This window comes from Leptospira mtsangambouensis, assembly GCF_004770475.1.
Lineage (GTDB): Bacteria > Spirochaetota > Leptospiria > Leptospirales > Leptospiraceae > Leptospira_A > Leptospira_A mtsangambouensis.
Genome location: NZ_RQHK01000002.1, coordinates 1,305,757 through 1,331,758, shown reverse-complemented (window position 1 = coordinate 1,331,758; position 26,002 = coordinate 1,305,757). Strand labels below are relative to the sequence as shown.

Below are 26,002 nucleotides of genomic sequence, written 5' to 3'. Positions count from 1 at the left end.
ATTTATTTCCCCCCGCTACGGCTTTATTTCCTTTGTCAGGATTTTTTTTATCTTTTCTTTGGCTCGATTGGCCCGGGCAAGGACAGTCCCTAGGGGAACATCGAGGATTTCTGCAATTTCTTTAAACTTGTAACCTTTTAGCCTCAGGATGAGAATTTCTTTATGAGCATCATCCAAACCGTCAATGAGATCGTAAAACTCGCGTTTTTCTTCCCAAGCAAAATAGACATCTTCCTGGTTTTGCCTATCATCTAAAATATCGATACTCAAATCCAAAGAAATTCCCTCTCGATATTCATACCGACGAATGGATCTTGTCTGAGACATACTGATATTTTTAGAAATTTCACTTAAATAGATAATAAATGCAGGCAAACTATCCCCTTTGAACTTTCGCAGGAGGTGGTAATCGTTTTCTGTGAGTTTGAGATACACTTGTTGGGAAGTGTCTGTGACTTCTTCCCTCGGAACGTAATGTGCACAAGTTCCAATGATGAGGCGATGGAACCTTCGAATCAACTCCTGCCAGGCAGAACTCTTTCCGAGTAGGCAGTTATCGATTAACTTCCGAATCTCATCACTCATATTTCTTTCACCGATTGGACGGAATTTTTGCAAGATATCAGTATATTTTCTAATCTTTTTTGGAAATGATGAGAGCGGAATAAAGTTTGCCTGATGAACCGAACTCTCGTTTGGTTCGTTTGCGAAAAAGAAGTTTGGTCTTTTGTTGTGAACCTTCCATAATCACTAAAAAAACCAAAAAATCCTAAAATTCGAATCTTCTGATTGGAATTAGGAATTTCTTCTAAACAAGATTGGAAATCCTTTAGAGAACTAATTTGGTTTGGGTCAAAATCTGGGTCAACTTTCCATTCTTCAATCAAAGATAAGTAGAATTTTTTTGATTCAGAATTTTCTTCGTTTAAGTTAGAAGCCGCCCAAGGGTTTTGTTTCGAATAATAAAACAACTGATAGGTGCTCTTGTTCTGTTGTTTCATATCTTGCAGAAGTCTTAAAATCAAAGTTTTTCTTCTGACCTCTGGCATATCTGAATATAATACGCGATTAATGGCTAAAGTGTATTCTCTTTCTTTTCCTAAGAACAATACTTCGTGAGATTTGTATAAATTAGAGAATACATAAATTGTTTTTTCCCACTCTTTTCTAAGTTCATCTACAAGGGGAATGAGTTCATCATTTGTAATTTCGGATTCTAAAATTTCAAATTTAGGTAAAACAATTAAATCGAAGATTTTTTTCTTTGATTGTTTTTCAATTTGGATTTGTTCTTCTTTGTTTGCTGTAACACATTGTCTTACAGTCAGAATGGCATCATAAAAAGAAATATAACGTAAAATCTGTGTTAAGTCTTTGATTTCCGGTTGGAGACATGATTTCCAGTAAAAAGAAAAATCTTCCTCTTCTGCTTCCGTTGTTTGACGAATCATATCCCGTGTTTGGATCCCATAGGCTTGGCTAAATAGATTTTGTTTTACATAATAGGAAGTCCATTCATCCTCAAAAGATTTTGATTTTGGGAACCATTGTGCATGAATAGGAAAAGTGGAAAAAAAAACTACGAGTAGAATGTTTTTGAATTCTTTCAAAATCCACTCCTGGTTTTGAACTCATAATACATTTTTTCTTCTGAGGTATCGTTTGATAAAATGGATTCTAATAGTTCTCTTTTTTGAGAATCATCTAAAAATTCATGTTTGGTGTTTAAAAACTGAAGGGCCATTTTGCGGAATTCTGAATTTTTTAAATGAGAAATTTGAAGTAAAATCGGATCCTTAGGGGCGGTAGTTTCTTCTTTTTGTTTTTTCGATTCTACCTTGGGGGGATTTTGGATTTCAAAACTCTCTACCTTGATAGGTTCCTTCTTTTCACCTAAAAAAACAATACAAAAAAATAAAAACAATAGAACAAATGTTATGCCGGCAATTTGACCAAACTTACGTTTGGATGTTTGCGTTGAAAAGTGAACTAAGCTAATTGCAGTTATGATCTCTTTTGAAGTTCCATTATATAATGTTTTTCTAATTTTAGCTAAGGATTTGTGGGAACTTTTTGATTTTAAAAAAGAGTCCCAAAATTTGATTCCAATGCTCTTTGCTAAGTTAGATTCCACTGGGAAAAGAAACCCGATGACTTCCTTGGCGCCTGCTTTTAAAAAACTTGTGGTTAGTCCGGAATGTTCGATAGAGTCAAATGAAGAGTGACAGCTGTTGAAAAAAACAAGATCTAAATTGGTAAAAGAATGTTCTGCTATTTCTTTGGAGTATAAAAAGTCGTTTGCACCCAGTGGAATTCCGTTTTTTTCCGTATGGCCTGCATAGTGTAGATACTTTACAGAACCGATTTCTTCAATTAGTCTTACCCTAGTTAAATGATTTTCTTTGAGAATTCTCAAGTTTAGTTTTTTTTCCAAAATGGGAAAAAGGATCGCACATTCTTCTTTTACAGTCGCAATTAAGTTGGGTTTGACTGGATTACAAACAAGTAAAACGGAATTTGATTTTTGTTTGTTTTCTTTTTGGATTGAATCAATTCGGATTCCCCTTCGGTAATCTTTGTCTTGGAATAAAAAACCTTTGTGTGTGCGTAAAATTTCCCAAGGAATGGGGGAAAATTCAGGATCGATGAGGAGTTGGATGGAATCGGGAAATCCGGGATAACGCCAAAAGGGGAGTGTTTTTCCAAAAACAATTTGTTCCAGACTATCCGATTTTTTCCCTAATTTTTCTAAGAATTCTTCTTTTGTGGGATTTTGTGAAAGGACTCTTTCGACAAATAGAGCCCAATCTTTTAAAAATTCGCTGAGGAGTTTACCGGAGAACTTGGTAGTTCTTTCTACAGTTCCAAATTGGTCCTGTTTTTCTTCCCAAATACATTCGCCATCAGCGAATTCATCTCTGGAATATTTTGCGATAATTCTAAGTTTCATGAGATTTCAATGGATTGGAATTTCTGGATTAATTCCTTTGCTCTTGATAACAACTGTTCTACTTCTTCTTTAGTTGTAAAATATCCAGTGGAGATACGAATACAACGTAAGGCTTCCTCTTCTGTGTAACCCATATGAAGAAGTGATTTTGAGGCTTCTCTTGCTCGGGATTTACAAGAACTTCCCGTAGAAACTAAAATTCCTTTTTCTTCCATTCCTAATAAAAAGAAATCTACGGCTTGGATGGGTAAAATGAGAAAGGTTGTATTCGGAAGTCGTTTTGAGTTTTTTGCAATGATGATACAACCCATTTCCTCTAAAGAAGTTTCGATCATAGATTGAAATAACTGAAGCCGTTTGTTTTTTTCATCTAAATGTTCCAATTGAAATTTTGAAACTTTGTTTAAACATTCGATGGCAAATGTATTTTCTGTTCCAGCTCTGTGATCATTTTCTTGGTTTCCGCCACCAAACACACGAAAGTTTGTATCTGCATTTGGTAAATAGGTAACAGCGGCACCCATCCCCGCACCAATTTTATGACCAGAAAATGTATAACCATCAAACAATGAAAAGTTGAGGTAAACTTTGCAAAAACCTTGCATTAAATCACTATAAAAAAGTTGTCCATATTTTTTGGTGAGTTTTGAAATTTCATCTGCTGGTTGGATGACCCCAGTTTCGTTTCCTGCATAAAGACAAACTACAGGCCTTGGATTTTCTTTTAATTTTTTTTCCAAATTTTGGATGTCAATGATTCCTGATTTTTCAGTTTTGATTAAGTCAGCGCTAAAACCATATGATTCTAAGGCAGCATACATACTTGAATGTTCGAAAGGAGAAACAATTAAGGAATCTAAGTTGGGATACAAAACACGTAGACTTTGGATGAGTAAATAGTTTGCTTCTGTTCCTGTGGCCGAAAAAACAAATTGTTTTTCATGACCTCCCGTTAGGGTAACTAAATACTTTCTTGTTTGTTCGATTTTTCCTTGGTTTTTTAAGGAATACCTGGTGATCCCAGATGGATTGTAAAACTCTGAGAGATACGTTGCCAAACAGGATTCCAAAATTTCTGCAAAAGGTGGGTGTGTGGCATTGTAATCAAAATATTTTATGTCATTCGTTAAAGGGGATTTCATCTGCTTCTTCGTAGCGACCCAGTTTGCGAAGGACGGATCTAGTTAAATTATGATATGACTTTAGAATATCGTCTTTTTTTCCACCTACACTTCGTTCATCGACATTTCGGAGTTTTGGTTTTAAGGCATCAAGGATCGTTAAACTTTTGGAATTTTCTTTGAGTTTGTGATAAGATTCCGCTTCTTTCATTTTCGATTCAAATTCATGAACGAGAAGTGCTGGAACATTGATATCTTCAATTTCTGAAGCAAGTTGGATATTGGCAGCTTCTTTGAATTCAATTGCCGCACGTTTGTAATAGGATTCTTCTTCCGAACCAAGTTGAAAAAATAATTCAGCCCGTCGGAATTTAAATTTTAAATACTCCCTTTCATCGGCCCCAACAAAGTAAATGATCCTTTCATATATATCATCCATTTCTCTGGGTGAAAAGTTTTTCATTCCTGTTAGTAAAATTTGTCTGAGAAGTGATTCTAAATAATCGTTTGCAGAAACTTCTGAAAAATCGCTGCGTTTGATGGAAGATAAAACCACAGTTCTTTTTTGTACGGCACTCAGTCCACTTGGGACTTTTTCTAATTCGGTTAATTTTTTTAAGACAAAACTTTCTGTTTCCAGCATATGTGTTTTGTAACCGAGTAGAATTTCACTTGGACGACAACTTGCCCAAGCAACAGATTCTATTTTTTTAGGGGCAAGGAGTTCTGGTCCTGAAAAACGTAACGCTCGTTTGTAGTAGTCAAGTGCTGTCAAAACCGCTTCAATATGAGAATTCCAATAGTCTTTGGGATTGGGTCCCAGGGTGAGTTCTCCTTGGGGTGCCATTCTTAGGAAGAGGGGAGAACCCCAATCTTTGGCTTTTTCTCTCCAGGTGAGCTCTAAAAAATGATCTTCCACATGTTCTTTGCTTCGGAAATACAAACAGGCTTTTTCCATGAGAGCCAAATCCAAAGGCAAAATGCTGCCTTTGGTATTTTCTTCCGAACTAAAGAACTGGCCTATGGTTTGAAGGATGTCCGTTCCTCCCTCTTTTCTACCTTCAAGGACTGCATCCCCTTTGGCGATGAGTTGGTGCGCAATCCGGGGATTGGGATAACCAAAAAACGAATTGTAGGCGAGGGTGAATTTGGCAAGGATGGTGTCCTTGTTTCTCAGAATCCATGGGAAAGTGATTGCCCACACGATGAGAACGGCCAGGATGTATTTTAAATTTTCTCGGAAGATCTGGTTCAAGGATTGTCCCTGTTCCCGATCGTTGCCGGAATCTACTAATGTTTCAAGCAATTAAAACTTTAAACCGTCCCTTCCTCTTTGTTTTCTTATGTTTTCTATCACTTTCTTTGATTGCCACCGAACCTGGGGCAAGAACCAAAGAATGTTCTACGTTAGATCCTGGAGTACCATCAGAGTTTCTCCTCTCTCGGGCTCTAAGAGAACAGGTAGATGGGTTTCAGGCAGCCCAAAGGCGCAAAACAGAAGAATCCAAACTTTCCTTTGAACGTTCTGTTTCTTTTCTGGATTCTTACCACAAGTGTTTGTTGGAAGTGGGCAAAGAACCAAGTGCTCTTAGTTCGGAAACATTAGCTTTGAATTATTTGGAACTAGGAGTTTTGGACCAGGCTTGGGAATGGTCAGAAAAATCCATTGGCAAATCACCGGAAGTATCGAAAGACCTGGTCCTTTTGCAAACAAGGATTCGGATTCGACAAGGAGAACTAGCAAAGGCATCAGAAGTTTTGGAAAATTCCCTCCACAAGTTTCCAAATGATCCTGACTTTTTGTATTTACTCGGAAATTTGAATTTCGAAAGAAAACTTTGGAACCAGTCTATTTTATACTACACTGCTCTTTCCTTTGTCATAGAAAGAAGAGATAACCATTCCAAATACAAATACCTCACAGCAAAAGCTCTGGGCGAACTAAATTATAAATTAGACCATCCAAAAATTTCCATCAAACGTTATAGCGAATATACAAATGTTTATAAAAATGATATGGAAGTTTTGTTTCGTTTGGCACAAATTTATTTTGTGTTAGGTGATTTTAAAAATTGCCGAACTTACCTGGAACAAATTCGAGAAAAAAATCCCAGAGACATTGATGCCTCTCATATGCTCGCAGAAATTTATTTTATGGATTCTCGGGACACAGCACCCATTTATTTTGCGACCTTAAAAAAGGAGAAAAAAATTCCCAAAGAGGGAATTGTCTATTTGTTGGATCGATTGATTTCGGGATCAAAACTTGGATTAGAAACAAAACTAAAGACTTATATCCAAGAAAATCCAGGAAGGTTATCTCCACGGATTGCTCTTTTGGAATTGGCCGAAAAAGAAAATATTCCCGAATACGAAGTATTGAATGCGGACACAGCCCAATATGCATTCGAGTATAGACAATACCTTACTGCAGAAAAAATATTACGAAAAGGCCTTTCCCGAATTGAAACAAAGGAAAATGCCAACGAAGAAAAATCTTTATATTTTGAAAAAATTTCATCCTGCCAAGAAATGATTGGATTGTGGAACCATGCGGTCAAGTCGACCAAAGAAGCTCTTACGCTTACAGAACAAACCGATAAAAAGTTTCGGTTGCGGTTTCGGTTGGCTTATCTTTACTTACAGGGGAACTTAAAAAAAGAATCTCTTTCTGTTTCTGTTTTATCTGAAACAATCAAAGAAAATCCCACTCCCACTCATTTATATTTGAGAGGTCTTGCCTACTTCCAGTTGGCAAAATACAAAGAAAGTGTACAAGATTTTACGGATGCCATCAAACTAGATCCAAATAATTATAATTATTATTTTTACCGCGCCACAGCTTTTGATAAATTAAAAAAGTTTAGTGAAGTGGAAACGGATTTAAAAACTACACTTACACTCAATCCCAATGCTTCGAATGCAATGAATTATTTGGGATATCTGTATGCAGAAAAAGACATCAATCCCGAAGAAGCAAATAAACTTTTAAGCCAAGCAGTGTCTTTGGAACCAGACAATCCTGCTTACCAAGATAGTTTGGGTTGGGTATTGTTTCGGAAAAAAGATTTTAATCGTGCATTACTCCATTTGAATTTTGCTGCTTCATTGGCATTGGAGCGAGGATTTGAAGATCCCGTGATTTATGAACATTTGGGCGATGTGTATTTGGCCAAAAAGGATCCAGTCAATGCACTTCAGTTTTTTAAACTTTCAGAATCAAAATCAAAATCAGAGCCAAACAAAGACTTAATCGCAAAAATTAAAAAAGTACAAAAGGAAATTTCGGAATGAAAGGAAATACCATCCTCCTTAGCGTTTTATTTTTGATCATCTCTTGTCAGTCTGCAGAAGTAGAGGATCCTAATTTCATCGGACGAGACAAAGAAAAATACATTTCAGCGAAAGATGGAGAATCCAAAACCTTACTCAAAGAAATTTTAGAAAAACAAACCGAATTCCAAAGTTTTAAATCTGAGTTTTCGATGCAGATCCAAACCTTTGTTCCGAAAAAAGACAATGTATCTTTGGACGGGAAACTATATTTTTCTAAAGATTCCAAACAAATCAAAATCCAACTCATGGATAGTTTTTTTGGAATGGTTTTTACTGAACTCATTGCAGACCCAAACCAAATCCAAATCAAACCAACGAGTACAAAGGAAATCCAAACTTTGCCGATGGGAGACATCCTCATCCAAGATCCAAATACGGGTAAAAAATTTGCGATCCCTTTCCCAGTGATTTATGAGTATTTGACAGGCGCATACATAGGTGAAATCCAAAGTCCCAAGGCAAAATTCAATACAAATGAAACAAGGATTGCTCTATCCAAAGCCGATGGAGAGTATGAGTATTTTTTTAAAGCGGGGAAATTGGACCGGTTGGAACTTGCTAGTGCCAAACGTGGGTTAAAAGCGATTGCCCTTGTGAAAACCAAACCAGAACAAATTCATCCTCCAAAGGAAATTATCACCAAAGTCATTAGTTTGGATACAGAAAAGGAAAATGTTCTCATCCAAATAAAACTCAAAAAATCACAAATCACGGAAGTGCCTCCAAACGTATTCCGATTTTAAATGAATCTATTTCGTATTTGTTTAGCCTTTGTTTTTGTTTTACCATTTTTTTTATTGGGAGCAGATATTCCTGAATCGGTAGAGCCAAAACTGGATTTACCCATTCAGAACCTTTACCATTTTCGAACAGAAACAGGAGAGACCATCCAATATCCAAAATCCACCAAATTATGGTTTGGTGGAGATGTGATGTTCAATTGGGGGGTGAGGGATTCAATGCGAAGTGAGGATCCATATTTCCCCTTCCGCAGTTTTTCCAGTTATCTTACTCTTTTTGATTTCCGTTTTCTCAATTTAGAAACTCCAATCCTTCATAAAACACCTTCCGCAGACCAACGGAAATCCTATGTGTTTTTTGGCGAAAGAAGAGATTTAACGGTTTTGAGAATGCTTGGGATAGACGGAGTTTTTCTTGGAAACAACCATACCATGGACTTCGGTGAAAACGGATTATATGATACCTTAGAATTGTTAGATGAATTTGGAATCCGTCATACAGGTGCTGGGAAAAACACTGATGAGGCTTTGGTTCCCATTACTGTTTCCAAACAAAATACTGAATATCGGATTTTTTCTTTTTCTGATACAGGTGAAACGAGGTTGTTTTCGGGAACCAAATCTCCGGGGGCAGCATACTTTCGAGTGGGAGTGGCGGAACGTTTGGTTAAAAAAACAAAAACAAACCAAGTAAACATTCTCTCCGTTCATTGGGGTGTTGAATATAATCCTCTTCCAATGGATACGGAGCGGAACGCCGCCAAATATTTGGTAGGTGCTGGATATCAGGTGATCATTGGACACCATCCTCATGTCCCACAAGGGATTGAAGTATTTCCAAAAGGTGTGGTGGTTTATTCGCTTGGAAACTTTTTCTTTGGATCAAAAAACCAATATTTAAAACACAACATCTCTGTGGTTTTGCATTTTGATGGCGACAAACTTTTGTTTGTGGAAGTGGTTCCTGTTTTTGGAAAACACCAATCGCTTCCGGGGGATCATTATTTTTTTCCTTTAGGTCCAAAAGAGGCGGAAAGTTTTTTGAAAGAGTATGCGATCCTTTGTAAACAACTCGGAACTGATCTTGTGATTTCTGGAGGTAGGGGTTATGTTTTTTTGGATAAGGAACTAAAGGCCAAACTAAAACCGTAATGGAACCAACTGCAAGTAAGACCCACGGCAAAAAAAGGAAAACTGAGTTCTAACAAATTGGTTTTGTAAATCGAAAACAACTGCAGAAAAAATCCTGTAAAAAAGAGAACGGATGCCGTTCGTAATATCCAACTTTTTTCGTATAACCAAAAGTAAACGGAAACAATTGCCACATAACCAAACAAACAAAACCATTTAAGCTGCGATGTGGGCTTTAAATATTCAAGAGAAGGTGCCATTTCTTCCGCTGTTTTTGCATCCAAAACATTTAAGATTAAAATGTTTTCGATTAAGTCCGCAAAACCCGCTATCACAAGGAGTAAAACCATTCCCATAAAGATTTTTAAAAATATGGGTCTCACCTTTCTGCCCGCATAATGCCCGGTATACGTTAAAAATGCCAAATAACAAAAGATAAATCCAAAGTCAAAATAGTGAACCTTTCGGTATTCTGAGGATAGGTTGAAAAAGTCGATGGTATCTGGGATTCCAATTAGGTCTTGGACTTGTTTGGGGGTTTCTGCCATCTCGAGACCGAGGAGGGTTGATTCAAATCCAGAGTGGTTGTCGAGTGCAGGTTCTTTGGGAGTGATGTGGTTTAGAAAACCAGCATAAAGTGCTAAAAATAAGCCTAGGCCAAGTCCCCAAACTTCTGGAAAATTTGATTTTTCACCCATAAAAATGTTAGAAATTCCATAGAAATGGAAGGGTTTGGGAACTCCAAGAAGAAATTCCATTGACCCCTGTCCCTATTGGCAAAACCTTAGTGGAAACTAACAAATTCTTCTACCTACAAGTGTTTCTATGTAGGTATACCCATAGGAGAAATATGAGAAACTACGAAATCACGAATATTCTTCGTGAAGGTAATGTAGAAGAGACGAAGTCTGCAGTCAAAGACTTACTCTCCAAATACAACTTCACGATCCAAGGCGAAGAGGACTGGGGTTCTAAAAGACTCTGGCATCCGGTTGGACAAGACGAACAAGGTCACTTTACACTCATCAAGTGTTCCGGCGCGCCCGCAGAAGTAGCAAAGATTGAACATGAGTTTAAACTCAATGCGAACATCTTAAAAACCCTAGTAATCAGGGCAAATGGCTAACGATCTTAACAAAGTACTTATAATCGGTCGAATGACCCGTGATCCGGAATTTAAATCGGTGAACGGAAGTTCTGTTGTCAATTTTTCAATTGCGAATAACAGAGTTTATGTGACTAACGGTGAAAAAAAAGAGGAAACTCATTATTTTGACTGTGTGGCATGGGGCCGACTCGCTGACATATTAAAACAATATGCTGGCAAAGGAAAACAAGTAGCGATTGAAGGCAGACTTCAACAACAGTCCTGGGAAACTCCTGAAGGCAAAAAAGCCTCCAAAATCCGCGTATATGTCGAGTCCGCACAATTATTAGGCGGCCAAGGACAAGGTGGTGGATCAGGTGGAGACCGTTCTGACAGTTCCAATTCTTATGATTCCGGCGTAAGTAATGGTTATGATGATTATCCAGCCGGTGATGACGACATTCCTTTTTGATAGGTTATGACAATGAGCGAAACAGCAAATATTGATGATACAAGAACAGATTCCCGCGAGAGTATGGACGGGATGGAAGACGACGAAAAAGGCGGTTTCCGTGGTAAAGACGGAGAAGGCAAATTCGGTCGTAAAAATGCAAAATACAAAAAGAAAGTATGTAAGTTCTGTGCTGACAAAGCCTTACTTGCAGGTCTTGATTACAAACGAGTAGACATCTTAGAAAGATTTGTTACCAACCGTGGTAAAATCATTCCAAGAAGAATCACTGGAACTTGTGGCAAACACCAAAGAGCCCTTGCTCGTGAAATCAGAAAATCCAGATCTATCGGTTTACTACCGTTTAAAGTTCTGTAGGAGTAACGGATGAAAGTTGTATTACAAAAAGACGTATTAAATCTTGGTGATGCTGGTGATGTGAAAGAAGTTGCTGATGGTTATGCACGTAACTTCCTCATCCCTAGAAGATTTGCTGTCCGTGCAAATGATGGAAACACAAAAGCGGCACTCCACCAAAAGAGACTTGCAGAACTGAAACGTGACAAACGCGTAAAAGTGATGAAAGAACTTTCTTCTTCGATTGATGGTAAAACATACGAAGTAAAAGTGAAAGTGGGCGAAAACGACAAACTTTTTGGTTCTGTTACAGCGAACGACATTGCAATTGCAATTAAAAACACTGGAGTAGAACTCGACAAACGTAAGTTAGATTTAGGTGAGCCAATTAAATCAGTAGGCGAATTCAAAATCAAAGTTCGTTTGGCTGAAGGTGTTGTACCTCAAATCGTAGTTAAAGTCGTCGGCCAAGCATAGTCTTACACTAAAGCTTTTTCGATGAATTCTAACCCCCTTCAGGAGATAGAGTCTGAGAAGAATTTAATCGGTTACCTACTCATGAGAGGGGTAGCCGGGCAGGAAGACTTAGGTCTAAGCCCGGACGACTTCTATATGGACAGCCACAGGCGAGTCTTTGAAGCCGTTACCGATCTGATCAATGAAGGGATCAATATCGACCTTGTAACGGTCACAAACCAAATGCGAGAGAAACGTCTTTTTAAAGATGAATCTCGCGACTTGGAATACATCACTTCTCTTTACAAAGATACTGTTCCTTTCCAACCATTAGAATACTATGTGCGGCGTGTGAAACGTGTTTCGGACAGACGTAAGTATGTCGAAGCATTAAACCAAGCCATTGACAAAGTTAAAATTGAACCTGGTGAAAACGATTCTGTATTCAGTCTCGTAGAACAGTCGCTAATGGACATCTCTCGCCAAGAGAGATCCAAAGGTTTACGAAAAGTAAAAGATGATGCCAATGCCCTCATCGATTACATTAAAAATGTAGTCGCAGCCAGCCAAAATGGAACGGGTGGAATCAATGGATTAAAAACCCATTTTACGGGCCTTGATATGGCAACCACAGGTCTTAAGTCACATGAACTTATGATCCTTGCAGCTCGTCCAGGAAACGGGAAAACTACTTTTGCTTTGAATATCGCAGCCAATGCAGCTTTGAAAGAGCGCAAAACAGTTGTTATTTTTTCTCTCGAGATGAGCCGGATCGAATTACTCCTCAAACTCATTAGTGCGGATGCAAGAATTGATTCCTATGCCTTAAAAGCTGGGACTCTCACTTCCGCACAGATGACCCAACTCAAAGATAGTATTGGGAATATCACTTCGGCTAGTCTTTACATTGATGATTCTGGGTATTTGACCATCCAAGAATTTTCGGCAAGGCTACGCCAGCTTCGTACCACAGAAGAAGTGGGTCTTGTGATTGTGGATTATTTACAGTTAATGAGTGATCCCAAAGCCGCCATGGGGGGAAGGCAACAAGAGGTTGCCAATATTTCCAGGGGTCTCAAACAAATGGCAAGGGAAGTGGGATGTCCTATCATTGCTTTATCGCAGATGAACCGTTCCATTGAAAACCGCTCCAAAGACCAAAGGCCACAATTATCCGACTTACGGGAGTCAGGTGCCATTGAGCAGGATGCGGACATTGTATGTTTTATATATCGGGAAGAAATGGTGAAACCTCCCGAAGAGCTTGACCCAAACAAAAGGGGAATGGCTGAAATCATTATCGCCAAAAACAGAGCGGGTGCTACGGCCGATTTTCCATTGATGTTCAATCCGAAAATCAGCCGTTTCGACAACGTTCCATTATAAAGAGGTTTTCCATTGAATCAGTGGGTCAGTTCCGAATACAAAAATAGAATTAGCGCAACAAGTGTCTCTGATGCCTCTGTTGGTAAAACTTTATTCCTTTCCGGTTGGGCTTTTCGTTACCGCGACCAAGGAGGAGTGATCTTTATCGATCTTCGTGATCGTTCGGGAATTTTGCAAATTGTAGCCCGTAAAGAAATTTTGGGAGATGACTTTTCCAAAGTAGAAAAAATTCGTTCCGAGTTTGTGATTGCTGTCAAAGGTAAACTTTCCCTTCGCGATGCAGAATCCGTAAACCCAAAGATGGAAACCGGTAAATACGAACTGATCGCAGAATCAGTAGAAATTTTAAATACATCCAAAACACCTCCGTTTACTTTAGATGAGTTTGATCCATCCGGAGAAGAGATTCGGTTAAAGTATCGTTATCTCGATATGCGCCGTGAAGAACTTAGGGACCGATTGGTATTACGCCACAAACTAACATTTGCTCTCCGTGAGTATTTGGATAGTAAATCCTTTTTAGAAATTGAAACTCCTATTTTAAATAAATCCACACCAGAAGGAGCACGTGATTTCCTTGTTCCTTCTCGTTTGAATGCCGGTGAGTTTTATGCTCTCCCGCAGTCACCACAACTTTTCAAACAGATCCTGATGATTGGGGGAATGGAACGGTACTTCCAGATCGTAAAATGTTTTCGAGATGAAGATTTACGTGCGGACAGACAACCGGAATTCACTCAGTTGGATATGGAGTTTTCTTTTGTAACAGAAGAAGACATTCGTTCTGAAATTGAAGCTATGTGGGCTTTTGCTCTTAAGAAAGTGTTTCAATTAGAAGTGAATGCACCTTTTGCCACCATGCCGTATCATGTGGCGATGGAAGAGTATGGTTCGGACAAACCAGACATTCGGTTTGGAATGAAACTAGTCAATGTATCCGAAATTGTCAAAGATGCGGACTTCCAAGTTTTTAGTGCCGCTGTTTCTGGTGGTGGGGTGGTGAAAGCCATCTGTGTTCCGGGTGGGTCTGTGATTTCTCGTAAAGAAATTGAAGACTTAACTTCTTGGTTATCACGCGACTTCCGAGCCAAAGGCCTTGCGTATATGAAACACGGTGCCAATGGACTTGAGTCTACCATCACCAAACGTTTCACACCAGAAGCTCTCGCTGCCATTGCCAAAGCGGTTGGATCCAAAGAAGGGGATATGGTATTTTTTGGTGCCGACTCCTCGAAGATTGTGAATGCCTCTCTTGGTGCCCTACGTTTGAAATTATCTGAAAAATATGATCCACCTAAGGTTCCTTATAGTTTCCATTGGGTTGTGGACTTTCCTATGTTTGAACTGGATGAAACCACAAAAACTTGGACCTTCCTCCACCATCCTTTCACTTCTCCAAAAGAAGAAGACTTTGATAAACTAAGAGATTGGAAGGCTGGGAAAGAAGTTGACCTTTCTTCCATTGGTGCTAAAGCTTATGATCTAGTTCTCAATGGCACTGAAATTGGTGGTGGTTCCATCCGGATCCACAACTCAGAAATCCAAAGTTTAGTTTTGGAAGCCATAGGAATTGGGGAAGAAGATGCTAAGTCTAAATTTGGATTTTTACTGGATGCACTTTCTTTCGGCGCACCACCTCATGGGGGGATTGCCTTTGGAGTGGATCGGATTATGATGTTACTCACTGGGGGAACTTCCATTCGTGATGTCATTGCCTTCCCAAAAACTCAAAAAGGAACTTGTATGATGAGTGAAGCACCAGGTCCTGTTGAGGCTAAACAACTAGAAGAATTAAAACTCAGGGTAGTCACTATTTAATATGGATGAAAGTTTTACATTTCAGGAAGAATCCCTCTACCAAACGGTATGTGGGATTGGAGACAGCAAACTACCGTTATGGGAAAGTCGCCTCAATGTAAAACTCATCCCCAGAGGAAAATCTCTTATCATCCAAGGAAACGAGGACCAGGTCCAAGTGGCCTTGGATACTTTCCATAAAGTGGAAGAAAATTTCAAACGTAGACCAGACAAAGCCGATTATTCATTTTTTGATATTGATTACTTGGTGGGTAAGGTAAAAGATTCCAGTGGTGGTTGGCCCACTCCTGGTTCCTCTGACTTCCAAAAGGAAGGGGAAACTTGGACGCCTAGAGACAAAATCTTTGTCACCTTTAAAGGAAAACCCATCTTTCCTCGAACGAAAAATCAGGAAAGTTTTGTCGATAGCCTTCATAAAAACTATATCACCATTGCTATGGGTCCAGCCGGAACTGGAAAAACTTTTTTATCCATTGCGTCAGCATGCCGAATGATGCAAACGGGAGAAGTGGACCGGCTTATCCTCACAAGGCCTGCTGTGGAAGCAGGTGAAAACTTAGGTTTTTTACCGGGTGACTTAACACAAAAAGTAAACCCATACCTTCGTCCCATCTATGATGCGTTACACGAATGTATTGGTTTTGAAAAAACGAGCGAATACTTACAAGTGGGTAAAATTGAAATTGCTCCCATTGCCTTTATGAGAGGTCGGACACTTTCTCATTCCTTTATCATTTTGGATGAAGCACAGAACTGTACACTACCTCAGTTAAAAATGTTTCTCACACGATTTGGAAAAAATTCAAAAATGGCAATCTCTGGGGATGCCACACAAATTGATTTAGCTCACGGACGTTCTGGCCTTGAAAAAACTGTGTATACCTTACGAAATCTAAATGGGATCGAAACAATTTTCTTTGGAAGAGAAGACATCACACGTCACCCGATCGTCGAATCTATAGTAAGACGTTTTGAAGAAAACGAAAGTCTCTTTTCGAAAAAACCATGAAAGCCATTTTAGATTCTTCCATGACTCAGGTAACAGACTTTCTCACGAGAGTGAGGCCAGTTTCTGTAGTTCGAAACATTCAAATCATCCTTGTTTTTCTGACTTTGTTGTTTGTGACCTATGTACTTTCGATTCCTTTTTTTGGACAAACAAGTGTCAATACGGATCCTGATGGAATGTTTTCAGAAGGAAAAATTGCTCCAGAAACAATTCAGTCGGTCAAAGAATTTTCTTACGAAGACACTGAAAAAACAAACCTAGAAAAACAGAAAGCAGCAGCAAGTGTCCCTTATGCGTTTGATAAAGATTTCGGAATTTTGGTGACAGGCATTGACACCAATCTTTCTGAAGATGTGGAACTCCTTCGTGCGATTCTTGCAGAAGGAAAAGCAACACCTGGTTCAGTCAAAGATCGAATTCCTAGATGGAGAAACAGGACCAATGAAGAAATCCAAGCCATCCTAGATTATCCGAGAAAAGATAAGTTAAAAAGTTTTCTCCAACAATATACCAACTTAATTTTTTCTAAGTATTGTATCGTGAAAGAAGACCTCCCTTTTTCGAAAGATTTGGACAAAGCGGGAGCTAAAATTCGTAATATTGGAACCCAAGACCAAACATCCATCATTGATGGAAATTTGGTAATCCCAAGGTCTCAGATTTATAAAGAAGGACCTGTTGCTTCCGTATTATCAAAGTTAGCTTCTGAAAAATTGCCAAATGTTTCTGATTCTCTACTCAAAGCAGTGTCTCGGATTGGACTTTATTATGTATATTCTTATCCAGCCTGTAACTACAATCCGGAAGAAACGGAAAATGCGCGGATGCGGGCCACCAATGCCATCCCAATTCAAAAAAGTCGCATCCAAGCCAATGAAGTAATTGTGCGTTCAGGAGATGTGATCACTCCAGAAGTAAAAATCAAATTGGATATGATGAACCGTTATGCCACTCGGGCAAACTTAGCATCGATAGTATCTATATTTTTAACTCAATGTGTATTAATTGTGATTGTTGGGTTTTATTTGATTCGTTACCGCCCGAACCGATTGAATGATCTTTCGAGTAATCTGATCATCTTCTTTACACTTTGGATTGTGATTGCGTCTATTTATCTACTTTCAAAAGTTTTTTATGCAACTGACAGTGATTTGTCGGGAGTTTACTATTTTGGAATGTTTGTACCGGTGGGTATGCTTTGTTTGCTTCTTGGGTTTGTTTATGACGAACAACTCTCTATTGCCATTGGTTTTTTTCTGGCCTTTGCTGTATTTTTTGCCTCAAGATACAATCCGACATCGTTTATGTTGGCCTTTACTGTAGCTGTCATGAGTTCTATTTATGGAAGGAGACTTCTCAAACGGATCGATTTTTTGAAAGCCGGGTTTTTACTTACCTTTGTCCAAATTCTTGTGACGACTGCCGGTTATTTGTTTGATGGAAGGGAGTTTTATGTAACGACCGGAGCCGGTTTTTTCCGCGACCTAACAAATTCCAATCTCTTTCGCATCACAGTTATGTGTTTTGTGAATGGGTTTGCCAGTGCAACGGCAGTTCAGTTTTTACTTCCAATGTATGAATATGTTTTTAATATTCCAACACGTTTTAAACTGATTGAACTGGCCGATACGGGCCATCCATTGTTGCAACAGTTATTAACCAAAGCCCCTTCCACCTATACACATACATTTATGGTGGCAGCTTTGTCTGAACGAGCTGCGCAAAATTTAAATTTGGACCGCCTTCTTGTGCGTGTGGGTGTTTATTTTCATGATATTGGAAAGATCCCCAATGCTGGTTTTTTTGTGGAAAACCAACATTTGATCCCAAAACCAGAACATATTGATAAAAACAATCCTGCATTGGCAGCAAAAACAGTCATCGATCACGTGTTAGATGGGATTGAGATGGCAAAAAAAGCAAGGCTTCCGAGAGAAATTATAAGTTTTATCCCGGAACACCACGGCACGTCCACTATGGCATTTTTTTACCACAAGGCATTGCAGGAAATCTCTCCCTCTGCTAGAAAAAATATCAATAAAAAAGATTTTCAATACCCAGGACCCAAACCTCAAAGTAAAGAAACCGCCATTGTGATGATTGCTGATTCTTTGGAAGCTGCCTCACGTTCGCTCGACGAGGTATCACCTGAAAGTTTAGATGAACTCATTCGTAAAATTGTAAATTCAAAACTTGCCGAAAACCAATTGGATGAAAGCGGTTTGACCATTGGTGATTTAGAGGTGATAAAATCTAGTTTTAAGGAAGTATTACTTTCTAGTTTGCACCAAAGACCAAAATACCCCAAACCGGAAGATACAAAAGCTTTGGAATCTGCCGGTTCTAAAAAATCTAAAAAATGAATTCTTCTTTATCAGTTTTGACCCATTGGAATGACCAATGTGAGTCGAATACAGAAATTCAATCGGATCTTGTTTTAGAAAATTGCGAATTGATTTTAAAACATTTAAGTCCAAGTTTTTTACAAGCTTTAGAACTAGAGATTTTACTTGTAGATGACCCAGTGATGAAAGAAATTAATTTAGAAAGAAGGGGACTAAACAAAACAACAGATGTTTTGTCCTTTCCTCTTTATTCAGAATCTCCACCCATTCCTTTTCAGATTTTAGGTGAAGTTGTGATTTCAATGGATACTTGTCGCAGACAGGCAAAAGAAATTGGTCATTCAATTATCGATGAATTTTACCGCCTTCTCGTACATGGAATCTTACATTTGTTTGGTTATGATCATGAAACAGGTGAAGAAGATGCCATCCGAATGCGTGCCAAAGAAGACGAATGTTTGGAATTGGTGTTTGAACGTTAAATGGCCATTCGCAAAGAAAGAGGGATTGTCATCCAGAGTCGAGATATTGGAGATAGCGACAGGCTCATTAGTTTAGCAGGTGAATCACAAAGTAGAATGAATTTCCTTAGCAAAGGAATTCGTAAATCCAAAAGACGTGCCATCATTACAACGGAGCTTGGTTCTCTTGTGGAACTTGATTATTATGATCAGGCAGAAAAAGATTGGAAATCCATCAAAGAAATTCATCTGGTAAAACGTTACGATGAATTGAAATCGGATTATTTAGGTACACTTTTTGTTTTATATGTAACAGAGCTTACTTCGCTCATTTACCCAGAAGGGGAGAACCATCCTTTCCTTTTCCAACTTCTTTCAGGTAGTTTAGAGACTTCGAATGAACAAGGATTTCAAAAACAAATCCTTCCTTTTTTTAAACTACGAGCCCTTTCCCATATGGGCCATTTCCCTACTGAATTCTATTGCCATACTTGTGGGGAAGAGGTTCTTACCAAACCAGCAGCCTATTTTGCGGTCGCAGAACGTGAATTTTTATGTTCAGATTGCCACCCTATCCCTAAAGATCATTTGCCTGTTTTGAAACTATTTCATACTATGTTATCAAAGAAATTTTCGAATGTACTAGGAATTTTTCCAAAAGAAACGGAATACCGAGATGGGGATTTAATTTTAAATCAATTTCTCCGGTCTCTTTTCGGAAAGGAATTAAAATCCTACTTCGAGTTTTACAAGTCAATAGGGTATTTATGAATTCGATTACAAAGACTGTTTTACTCTGTATGACCCTGTCCGTTTTTTTTGCTTTGTTCCAACTCCTCCTCAAAGGAGAAAACTTCAGGAAAGATAAAAAGAACAATTTAGCAAAAGAACAATCCGAACCTTTTATGGCAACACTACGGGAAGAAAAGGAAAGTATCCCTCATTTTGTTTCCAGATTCAAAGCCAAAAGTTTTGAGCTCTGGCAAAATTCTGACAAATTAAAAATGGAAATTAAATTTTAGAAATGAATGTGAATCAATTATTAAAACAACTTGTGCTTTCTGAATTAGAGAAAGCAGTCGATATCTACTTAGAAAAAAATAAGCTTAGTTCCGTTAAGGAAAACTTAAAAATTCGTATTGAATATTCAAGAGAAGAAAAGTTCGGAGATTATTCTTCTCCCTTTGCTTTAGAAAACAAAAACATTTTAAACAAAAATCCCAAAGATATTGCGGAAGCGGTTTTAGCGGAGATTCAAAACCAATCTTTTTTTGAGTTTGTTAGTTTTTCCCCACCGGGTTTTATTAATTTTCGAATCCAAACAAAGTTTTTGAATGAATATGTAAAATCTGTCATGTTTCCTTCCGTGGTATTTGCAGAGACTCCTAAAAAAGAAAAGATCTTACTTGAATTTGTTTCTGCCAATCCAACTGGCCCTATGAATATTGTTTCTGCAAGGTCAGCTGCGTATGGAGATGCCTTGGCAAATTTACTAACAAGCCTTGGTCATACCGTCAAACGAGAGTTCTATGTGAATGATTATGGGAATCAGGTGTATTTACTTGGTGTTGCGGTTTTACTGCGAATATTTGAATCCAAGGGAGAACCAATTCAATTCCAAGAAGAAGAATCTCAGGATTCGGTCATCGATCTTGTTAAAAAAAGAATTCTTCCCAAAGAAAGTTACCGTGGCGAATACATCAAAGACATTGCCATCCAATGTTTAGAAGATGCATCGAGGACAAAATTTATTTTTGATTCTGTATCTTCAGAAAAATGGGATGAGGTGATTGATTTCCTTTCTCGTTATGCGGTAGAATACAATTTGAGCCGCCAAAAAGAAGACTTAGCTCTCTTTGGTGTGAACTTTGATTTGTTCTTTAGTGAACGTAGCCTTCATGAAGCGGGGGATGTGGAAAAAGTTCCTACTATCTTAAAAAAAGAAGATGTAACTACGATTGATGGAAAACTTCATTTCCTTTCTACTCTTTATGGAGATGATAAGGACCGTGTGATCAGAAGGGAAGATGGAAGACCAACTTACTTGATGGCAGACATTGCTTATCATTTTAATAAATTCACACGAGGGTTTGATACATTGATTGATATTTGGGGTCCGGACCATTATGGATACATCGCTCGTTTGAAAGGTGCGGTGAAATCCTTTGGGAAAGCAGATGAGAGTTTCCGAGTTCTCATCGCCCAACAAGTAAACTTAATCGAAAACAAAGAAAAAGTAAAAATGAGCAAACGTTTGGGAATTTTCCAAACCATGCGCGATCTTTTATCTTATTTAGGAAAACAAGGTAGGGATGTAGGACGTTATTTCTTTTTAATGAGAAGTTCGGATGCTCCCCTTGATTTTGATTTGGATTTAGCAAAAGACGAATCTGATAAAAACCCTGTGTTTTATATTCAATACGCTCATGCAAGGATTTGTTCCATTTTTCGTGAATTACAAGTGCCAATGGATCTTAAACTTCTACAATCGGGAATATCAGATGAGTTTTTAAAACAAGAGGAACGAACTCGTCTTCTTTTTTGGGTGGCAAGATTACAAGAAGAAGTATTTGACACTGCTACAAGTTTTGAACCCCACAGACTTACTAACTATTTACAATCTTTGAGTAAATCTTTTACAAAGTTTTATTCGCAAAAAGATAATAGAATCAAAGACAAAACTGGAAACGAAAGAGATACCCTTCTTGCACTCGTGCTTTACACGAAGTTTGCTTTAGAAAGTGGATTAAAACTTCTTGGTATTTCTGCACCTGAAAAGATGTCAAAAGAAGATACTGAACAGTAACAAAAGATGGAATCACCCTATATTGTCATTATTGCAACGGGATCTGAGATTACTGCCGGCCGAAGTTTAGATACAAATTCTAGTTGGATGGCAAACCAGTTGTTTGAACTGGGTTGGAAGGTAAAAAAGTTTATCGCACTACCAGATAACCCCGAACTCATTTTATCGGAACTGCAAAACTTAAAAGAACTAACAAAAACAAAACCAGTACTTGCTTTAATGACAGGGGGACTTGGACCAACGGAGGATGATTACACTTTAGAAACTGTTTTGAAGTTAAGTGGAAAAAAATCATATTCAGTGGAAAAAGCAAAGATTCGTTTAACGCGTGTATATGAATCTAGAGGAAAACAATATAGTGATATCCTTCCTACCGTTCTTCGCCAAACTCATGTTCCCGAAGATTGTAAAATTTTAGACAATAATGTTGGAATTGCAGTCGGGTTTGTAGAACCCATTGGTGCAAATTCTTACTTAGTATGTATGCCCGGGGTTCCTTCTGAAATGAAGGAAATGTTCACAAGAAGGCTTACACCGGAACTAAAAAGATTATACCCTCGAGAGAACTTAGTCCAAAAAACAAAGTGGTTATGGAACATTGGTGAATCCCTCTACCAAAAAGATTTTGTAGAAAAGAATAGAGAAAATTTGTTTTCAGATGTGGAATGGGGAGTAACTGCTAACAGAGGGTATATCAAATGTATCTTCCAGTCGAATGATTCCGAAAGATTAGAAAGAATTGTTAATGAGTTAGAAAAACAATATCCAAAAATTATTTCAGACGATGTTTTTTCCTTTGTTCATGAAGAACTAATTTCCAAACAACTGACAATCGCCGTGGGAGAGAGTTGTACTGGTGGGCTCCTTGGAAAAAAATTGACCGATTTGCCAGGTTCTAGTTCTTATTTTTTGGGTGGTTTTTTGACTTACTCCAATGAAATGAAAGAATCTCTACTTGGTGTGTCCCATGAAATTTTGAGCCAGTTTGGAGCAGTGAGTATGGAAACTGCAAGTTCTATGGCGAATGGAATCTTTGAAAAAACGAAAGCAGACTATTGTATCTCCATTACCGGCATCGCAGGACCCGATGGTGGAACCGATACAAAACCTGTGGGAACTGTATGGATTGGTTTAAAAACACCAGATGGTTCTGTTCAAACTCATTCCTATATCTTTCCTGGAAATAGGGAAGGGATTCGGGAAAACGCAAGTAATACAGCTCTATTTTTATTATACCAGTCTCTCAAACAAAGGAACATATAACATGTGGCAAACGATTGTTTATTCAATTGGTTTTTTTCTTTTATTCTTTTTTAGTTGGGACGTGGATTTAAATTTAGTCCCTAACATTCGAGAGACTTGGGTTTGGAATAGTGAAGGCAGATTTGGTACCACTTCCCCAAAAATAGGAGAAGATCCATTCAAAACGATCAATGGTTATAAAACTGGAGGAAGGTACTATTCATTTAAAACAGGTAAATTTCCTGAAATGGATCCAAAGTATTTGGTCGACTTCCCATTGTTATCAAATGGTTATTTGTTATATGAAAAAATAGGAGATGAGGTGAACTTTTTCTCTGATTCAGGGGAACTCTTTTGGAAAAAACCAATTAATTCTTATCCCAGAAGTGGATACTTCGCATCTCCCGTTTTGTATTTGTCGGGAGATAACAATACAGTTTTCCTTATGGATGAAAGTGGAAACCGAGTCGGTAAATCAGAGTTAAACGGAAGGTTCCTCACTGACTATCAATTTGATTCTAAAAATAAAGGTGTGATCGTTTTATTTTCAGGTGGAGAAATTTATCGTTTAGATGAAAAAGGAAATACCTTGTTTGAAAAAGAACTTTCAAAGGAAAAAAAGGATTCTTTTTTTAAATCGGTGGCGCTTTCTCCTAATGGAAAACTTACTGCGATCCATTATTCTTTGTTAGATAAAGATTTTGTGGAAATTTTGGATGAAGTTGGAGACACAGTCGATGTGTTTCCTCTTCCTAAGTTTTATCCTCATAAACTTTATTTTGCGATAGGTAACGACGGTTCCATTGTTTTTAACTTTCCTGATAGTTTGTCTTTTTATAGAGATGGTGATTTGGTTTGGGAAAAGACCAAATCAAAGTCAGGTGGAGTTTACCAATCTATTTTTGCCACTGATTCTGTTTATATGGCTTTGTCCGAATCCGAAATCCAATTTTACAATACTAAGGGAAACTTGATCCGATCCAAAAAGATGCCACCGACTGAGTTGCCCATAAGGTTTTTTCCGGGAAAAACAAACTCTACTTTTTATCTACAATCCAAATCGGATTTGATGCAATTCCAAATATTTTAGGAATGAATTTTTAGATTTTAAGTATTCGTTTCAAAACAATTCTATTAAGATTCTGAATCCTGATTTGTTTTTTTGGATGGATCCACTTCGTAGATGGAAAGCGATTTGAATCCGGTCCTTCCTTCTCTATTGATCATTGCAATGGTTTCTGTACAGACTCCTGGTTCAATATTAAAGATAAGTTGATCGGATATTTCTCTGCAAATATAAAGACCCCGACCGTGACTATCTTCTAGCCCTTTCGGAAACCCAGTGGATTCATCAATGCTAATATGCCGATCAAGTCTATGCAGAATTTCTTCTTTTTTTAGTGATCCAAATTGATCACGAACTACAATAAAAATGGTGCTTTCCGTTGCGCCATAACCAATTAAAAAATAATCATCTGGCATCAGTTGAATATTGTCCAGCGGGACAACCATATCATGGCTTGGGATTTCAAATTGGTATTTGTATTCTCCTTCATGTGTCCTGGGAGCTCTGATCATTGCATTGGATGTGAGTTCCTCTAACACTTGCTGAATGGCTTTAGGAGCTCCCAGTTGGATTAAGTTTTTGGAGATTTTTCCACAAAGAATGGAGCGGTCTTGGTCCGATTTGATTTGTTTGTAAATGATTCCGTTGTTCGGGGCTTCTTCGAATTCATTGTTTATGTTTTGGCTATGAACTTTAAAATCGCCCGTGAAATACTTTTCAATTCCAAAGATGTCATTTGAAAGAAGTTTTTCTACCATTACTTCGATTAGGTGGATGTCTAAAAAACTATATTTTGGGATGATGTTCCAAATATGAAGGTCTTTGGCAAATTTAATGTATTCGTTAATATTGTATGCTGTCATTAGCGCATACAATATATGTGGAAATTCTTTTTGGATGAGTTTCACTAAATCAATTCCAGACTTTCCTGGGAGACGGATATCCGTAATGGTTAAATCAATTTTTTCGTTTGTTAAGTACCAAACAGCTTCTTCAAAATGTTCCGCACCAAAAACATTAAATTTGGTGCTAAGTAAATCCATGATGGCTTCTCGAATGGAATGGATGTCTTCCACAATTAAAATGGATTGTTTCATGGATTTTGCTCCGTGATATCGTTTGTGAGAGGGAAGGAAATCGTAAATCGTGTTTTTTGTTCACTAGATTTTACGGATATATTTCCGTCATGTTCTTTGACTATGGAGTGACAAATGGATAAACCTAGTCCCGTTCCCGTTCCCGATTTATTGCTTGTAAAAAATGGATCAAAGATTTTTTGGATGATGGAATCTGGGATTCCTCCTGCGTTATCTTCCACTATGATATGTAACCAGTTTTTTGTTTTTCTGATTTCAATGGAAATTTCTCCCGGTCTATAGTCGAAGGCTTGGAGTGAGTTTCTGAATAAATTCATAAACAAACGTTCCATTTTTCCTGGATGGAATGGAAACTGATAGTCATGGTCGCAAGAGATTCGCCAAACAATGTTTTTACTTAAATGGGGATACAAACGAATCACTGTATCTTTGGCACGGTTGATGGTTTCGACAATATCTCCCAGTGTGACTTTTACTTTATCCGTTTTTGCAAAAGAAATGATATCGGAAACAATGATGGCTGCCCGGGATACATCGTTTTTAATCATATCTAAACGTTTTTCAATTTGTTCTGGCGGTTGGTTTTGCCAGTTTGCTTTTAAGTTTTGGAGCGTAAGGCTAATCCCTGTTAGTGGATTATTTAACTCGTGAGCGATTCCAGAAATTAAAATTCCAAGAGAAGCAAGGTTACGCATCCGAAACGACTCTTCTTCTTTGTCTCTTTGTTTGGTGACATCTGAAATTTTTTCTACCATCCAAAAAAGATCTTCTTGTTTGGGGTAGGGATAAAATTCCAAAAGCAGAGTTTGTTTTTTATCTTCCGAACGGAAAAAAATCTCACGAGTGATGGGAGTCGAGTAGGTTTGATTCTTTTCTTTTGACTTTACATTGATTTTTGGGCAATAAGGACAAATGTCTGTTCTTTGGTATAAAACTTCGTAACATTTACGATCCAGTAGTTCATCGTATTTGTTGTTTTTGGCAAAGAGGATAGTAGCAAGATTGGCTCTTTGGATTTGGAAATCGGAATCGATTAGCACAAGAGGATCTTGTACTACATCATAAATCGCTTCAAGTTCGCGTGCTTTTTCCGCAACTTTTTCAACTGAGGATGTATCTTTGTTTTGTGAATTCTCAGACAAA

At 38.0% G+C, this 26,002-nt stretch carries 25 protein-coding genes; 17 read left to right on the top strand and 8 right to left on the bottom strand.

The window, feature by feature from the left end; all coding sequences use genetic code 11:
- Positions 1-15: 15 nt before the first annotated feature.
- From EHR01_RS06180 to EHR01_RS06160, 5 genes are all read right to left on the bottom strand, one after another.
- Positions 16-585, bottom strand: coding sequence for an RNA polymerase sigma factor (locus EHR01_RS06180; RefSeq protein WP_135693782.1), 570 nt, complete (start codon positions 583-585; stop codon positions 16-18).
- Entirely contained in the window at positions 582-1,451 is an 870-nt protein-coding gene (locus EHR01_RS06175) for a hypothetical protein (protein WP_135693781.1), read from the bottom strand. Before EHR01_RS06175 ends, EHR01_RS06180 begins: the two co-directional genes overlap by 4 nt.
- Before the next feature lie 155 nt (positions 1,452-1,606).
- Complete coding sequence (locus tag EHR01_RS06170; protein WP_135693780.1) at positions 1,607-2,950, bottom strand: CHAT domain-containing protein; 1,344 nt, start codon at positions 2,948-2,950, stop codon at positions 1,607-1,609.
- The gene (locus EHR01_RS06165) at positions 2,947-4,092 is read right to left on the bottom strand and encodes a cysteine desulfurase family protein (RefSeq protein ID WP_135693779.1); all 1,146 of its coding nucleotides are present in this window, start codon (positions 4,090-4,092) and stop codon (positions 2,947-2,949) included. Before EHR01_RS06165 ends, EHR01_RS06170 begins: the two co-directional genes overlap by 4 nt.
- The gene (locus tag EHR01_RS06160; protein WP_135693778.1) at positions 4,070-5,326 is read right to left on the bottom strand and encodes a hypothetical protein; all 1,257 of its coding nucleotides are present in this window, start codon (positions 5,324-5,326) and stop codon (positions 4,070-4,072) included. Before EHR01_RS06160 ends, EHR01_RS06165 begins: the two co-directional genes overlap by 23 nt.
- 38 nt (positions 5,327-5,364) lie before the next feature.
- Between EHR01_RS06160 and EHR01_RS06155 the strand changes: the two genes are divergently transcribed.
- From EHR01_RS06155 to EHR01_RS06145, 3 genes are read left to right on the top strand one after another with little or no spacing between them, the layout of a single operon-like run.
- Positions 5,365-7,365, top strand: coding sequence for a tetratricopeptide repeat protein (locus tag EHR01_RS06155; protein WP_135693777.1), 2,001 nt, complete (start codon positions 5,365-5,367; stop codon positions 7,363-7,365).
- On the top strand, positions 7,362-8,150 hold the full coding sequence (locus tag EHR01_RS06150) for a hypothetical protein (protein WP_135693776.1): 789 nt from the start codon (positions 7,362-7,364) through the stop codon (positions 8,148-8,150). The genes EHR01_RS06155 and EHR01_RS06150 overlap by 4 nt, the downstream gene beginning before the upstream one ends.
- Positions 8,151-9,299, top strand: a complete 1,149-nt coding sequence (locus tag EHR01_RS06145) for a CapA family protein (RefSeq protein ID WP_135693775.1) — start codon at positions 8,151-8,153, stop codon at positions 9,297-9,299.
- On the opposite strand, the gene EHR01_RS06140 is transcribed toward EHR01_RS06145, so the two are convergent.
- Entirely contained in the window at positions 9,254-10,036 is a 783-nt protein-coding gene (locus tag EHR01_RS06140; protein ID WP_135693774.1) for a hypothetical protein, read from the bottom strand. The genes EHR01_RS06145 and EHR01_RS06140 overlap by 46 nt on opposite strands.
- A gap of 92 nt (positions 10,037-10,128) precedes the next feature.
- On the opposite strand from EHR01_RS06140, the gene rpsF reads away from it, so the two are divergent.
- The 14 genes from rpsF to EHR01_RS06070 all read left to right on the top strand — a co-directional run bounded on the left by rpsF (position 10,129) and on the right by EHR01_RS06070 (position 23,786).
- On the top strand, positions 10,129-10,404 hold the full coding sequence (gene rpsF, locus EHR01_RS06135; protein ID WP_100743254.1) for a 30S ribosomal protein S6: 276 nt from the start codon (positions 10,129-10,131) through the stop codon (positions 10,402-10,404).
- On the top strand, positions 10,397-10,837 hold the full coding sequence (locus EHR01_RS06130) for a single-stranded DNA-binding protein (protein ID WP_135693773.1): 441 nt from the start codon (positions 10,397-10,399) through the stop codon (positions 10,835-10,837). Before rpsF ends, EHR01_RS06130 begins: the two co-directional genes overlap by 8 nt.
- A 72-nt stretch (positions 10,838-10,909) precedes the next feature.
- Positions 10,910-11,194, top strand: coding sequence for a 30S ribosomal protein S18 (gene rpsR, locus EHR01_RS06125; protein WP_012389070.1), 285 nt, complete (start codon positions 10,910-10,912; stop codon positions 11,192-11,194).
- Positions 11,195-11,203: 9 nt separating this feature from the next.
- On the top strand, positions 11,204-11,650 hold the full coding sequence (gene rplI, locus EHR01_RS06120; protein ID WP_135693772.1) for a 50S ribosomal protein L9: 447 nt from the start codon (positions 11,204-11,206) through the stop codon (positions 11,648-11,650).
- A 21-nt stretch (positions 11,651-11,671) separates the two neighbouring features.
- Entirely contained in the window at positions 11,672-13,015 is a 1,344-nt protein-coding gene (gene dnaB, locus EHR01_RS06115; protein WP_100790890.1) for a replicative DNA helicase, read from the top strand.
- A 12-nt stretch (positions 13,016-13,027) separates the two neighbouring features.
- The gene (gene aspS, locus EHR01_RS06110; protein WP_135693771.1) at positions 13,028-14,833 is read left to right on the top strand and encodes an aspartate--tRNA ligase; all 1,806 of its coding nucleotides are present in this window, start codon (positions 13,028-13,030) and stop codon (positions 14,831-14,833) included.
- 1 nt (position 14,834) lies between these two features.
- Positions 14,835-15,842, top strand: coding sequence for a PhoH family protein (locus tag EHR01_RS06105; protein WP_135633187.1), 1,008 nt, complete (start codon positions 14,835-14,837; stop codon positions 15,840-15,842).
- Positions 15,839-18,205: an HD family phosphohydrolase gene (locus EHR01_RS06100; protein ID WP_135693770.1), complete on the top strand. Its 2,367-nt coding sequence runs from the start codon at positions 15,839-15,841 to the stop codon at positions 18,203-18,205. Before EHR01_RS06105 ends, EHR01_RS06100 begins: the two co-directional genes overlap by 4 nt.
- Positions 18,202-18,669 carry an rRNA maturation RNase YbeY gene (gene ybeY, locus EHR01_RS06095; protein ID WP_135693769.1) on the top strand — a complete coding sequence of 156 codons (468 nt, stop codon included), beginning with the start codon at positions 18,202-18,204 and terminating at the stop codon, positions 18,667-18,669. Before EHR01_RS06100 ends, ybeY begins: the two co-directional genes overlap by 4 nt.
- Complete coding sequence (recO, locus tag EHR01_RS06090) at positions 18,670-19,419, top strand: DNA repair protein RecO (protein ID WP_135693768.1); 750 nt, start codon at positions 18,670-18,672, stop codon at positions 19,417-19,419.
- Entirely contained in the window at positions 19,416-19,670 is a 255-nt protein-coding gene (locus EHR01_RS06085; RefSeq protein WP_208721731.1) for a hypothetical protein, read from the top strand. Before recO ends, EHR01_RS06085 begins: the two co-directional genes overlap by 4 nt.
- 2 nt (positions 19,671-19,672) lie before the next feature.
- Positions 19,673-21,454: an arginine--tRNA ligase gene (gene argS, locus EHR01_RS06080; protein WP_135693767.1), complete on the top strand. Its 1,782-nt coding sequence runs from the start codon at positions 19,673-19,675 to the stop codon at positions 21,452-21,454.
- 6 nt (positions 21,455-21,460) lie between these two features.
- The gene (locus tag EHR01_RS06075; protein WP_135693766.1) at positions 21,461-22,717 is read left to right on the top strand and encodes a nicotinamide-nucleotide amidohydrolase family protein; all 1,257 of its coding nucleotides are present in this window, start codon (positions 21,461-21,463) and stop codon (positions 22,715-22,717) included.
- Between the two features lies 1 nt (position 22,718).
- Positions 22,719-23,786: a hypothetical protein gene (locus tag EHR01_RS06070; RefSeq protein ID WP_135693765.1), complete on the top strand. Its 1,068-nt coding sequence runs from the start codon at positions 22,719-22,721 to the stop codon at positions 23,784-23,786.
- A 44-nt stretch (positions 23,787-23,830) separates the two neighbouring features.
- Here EHR01_RS06070 and EHR01_RS06065 read toward each other — a convergent pair whose 3' ends face one another.
- Together EHR01_RS06065 and EHR01_RS06060 are read right to left on the bottom strand one after the other, a co-directional pair.
- Entirely contained in the window at positions 23,831-24,859 is a 1,029-nt protein-coding gene (locus EHR01_RS06065; RefSeq protein WP_135693764.1) for a response regulator transcription factor, read from the bottom strand.
- Positions 24,856-26,001: an LIC_12097 family sensor histidine kinase gene (locus EHR01_RS06060; protein ID WP_135693763.1), complete on the bottom strand. Its 1,146-nt coding sequence runs from the start codon at positions 25,999-26,001 to the stop codon at positions 24,856-24,858. Before EHR01_RS06060 ends, EHR01_RS06065 begins: the two co-directional genes overlap by 4 nt.
- Between the last annotated feature and the right edge of the window lies 1 nt (position 26,002).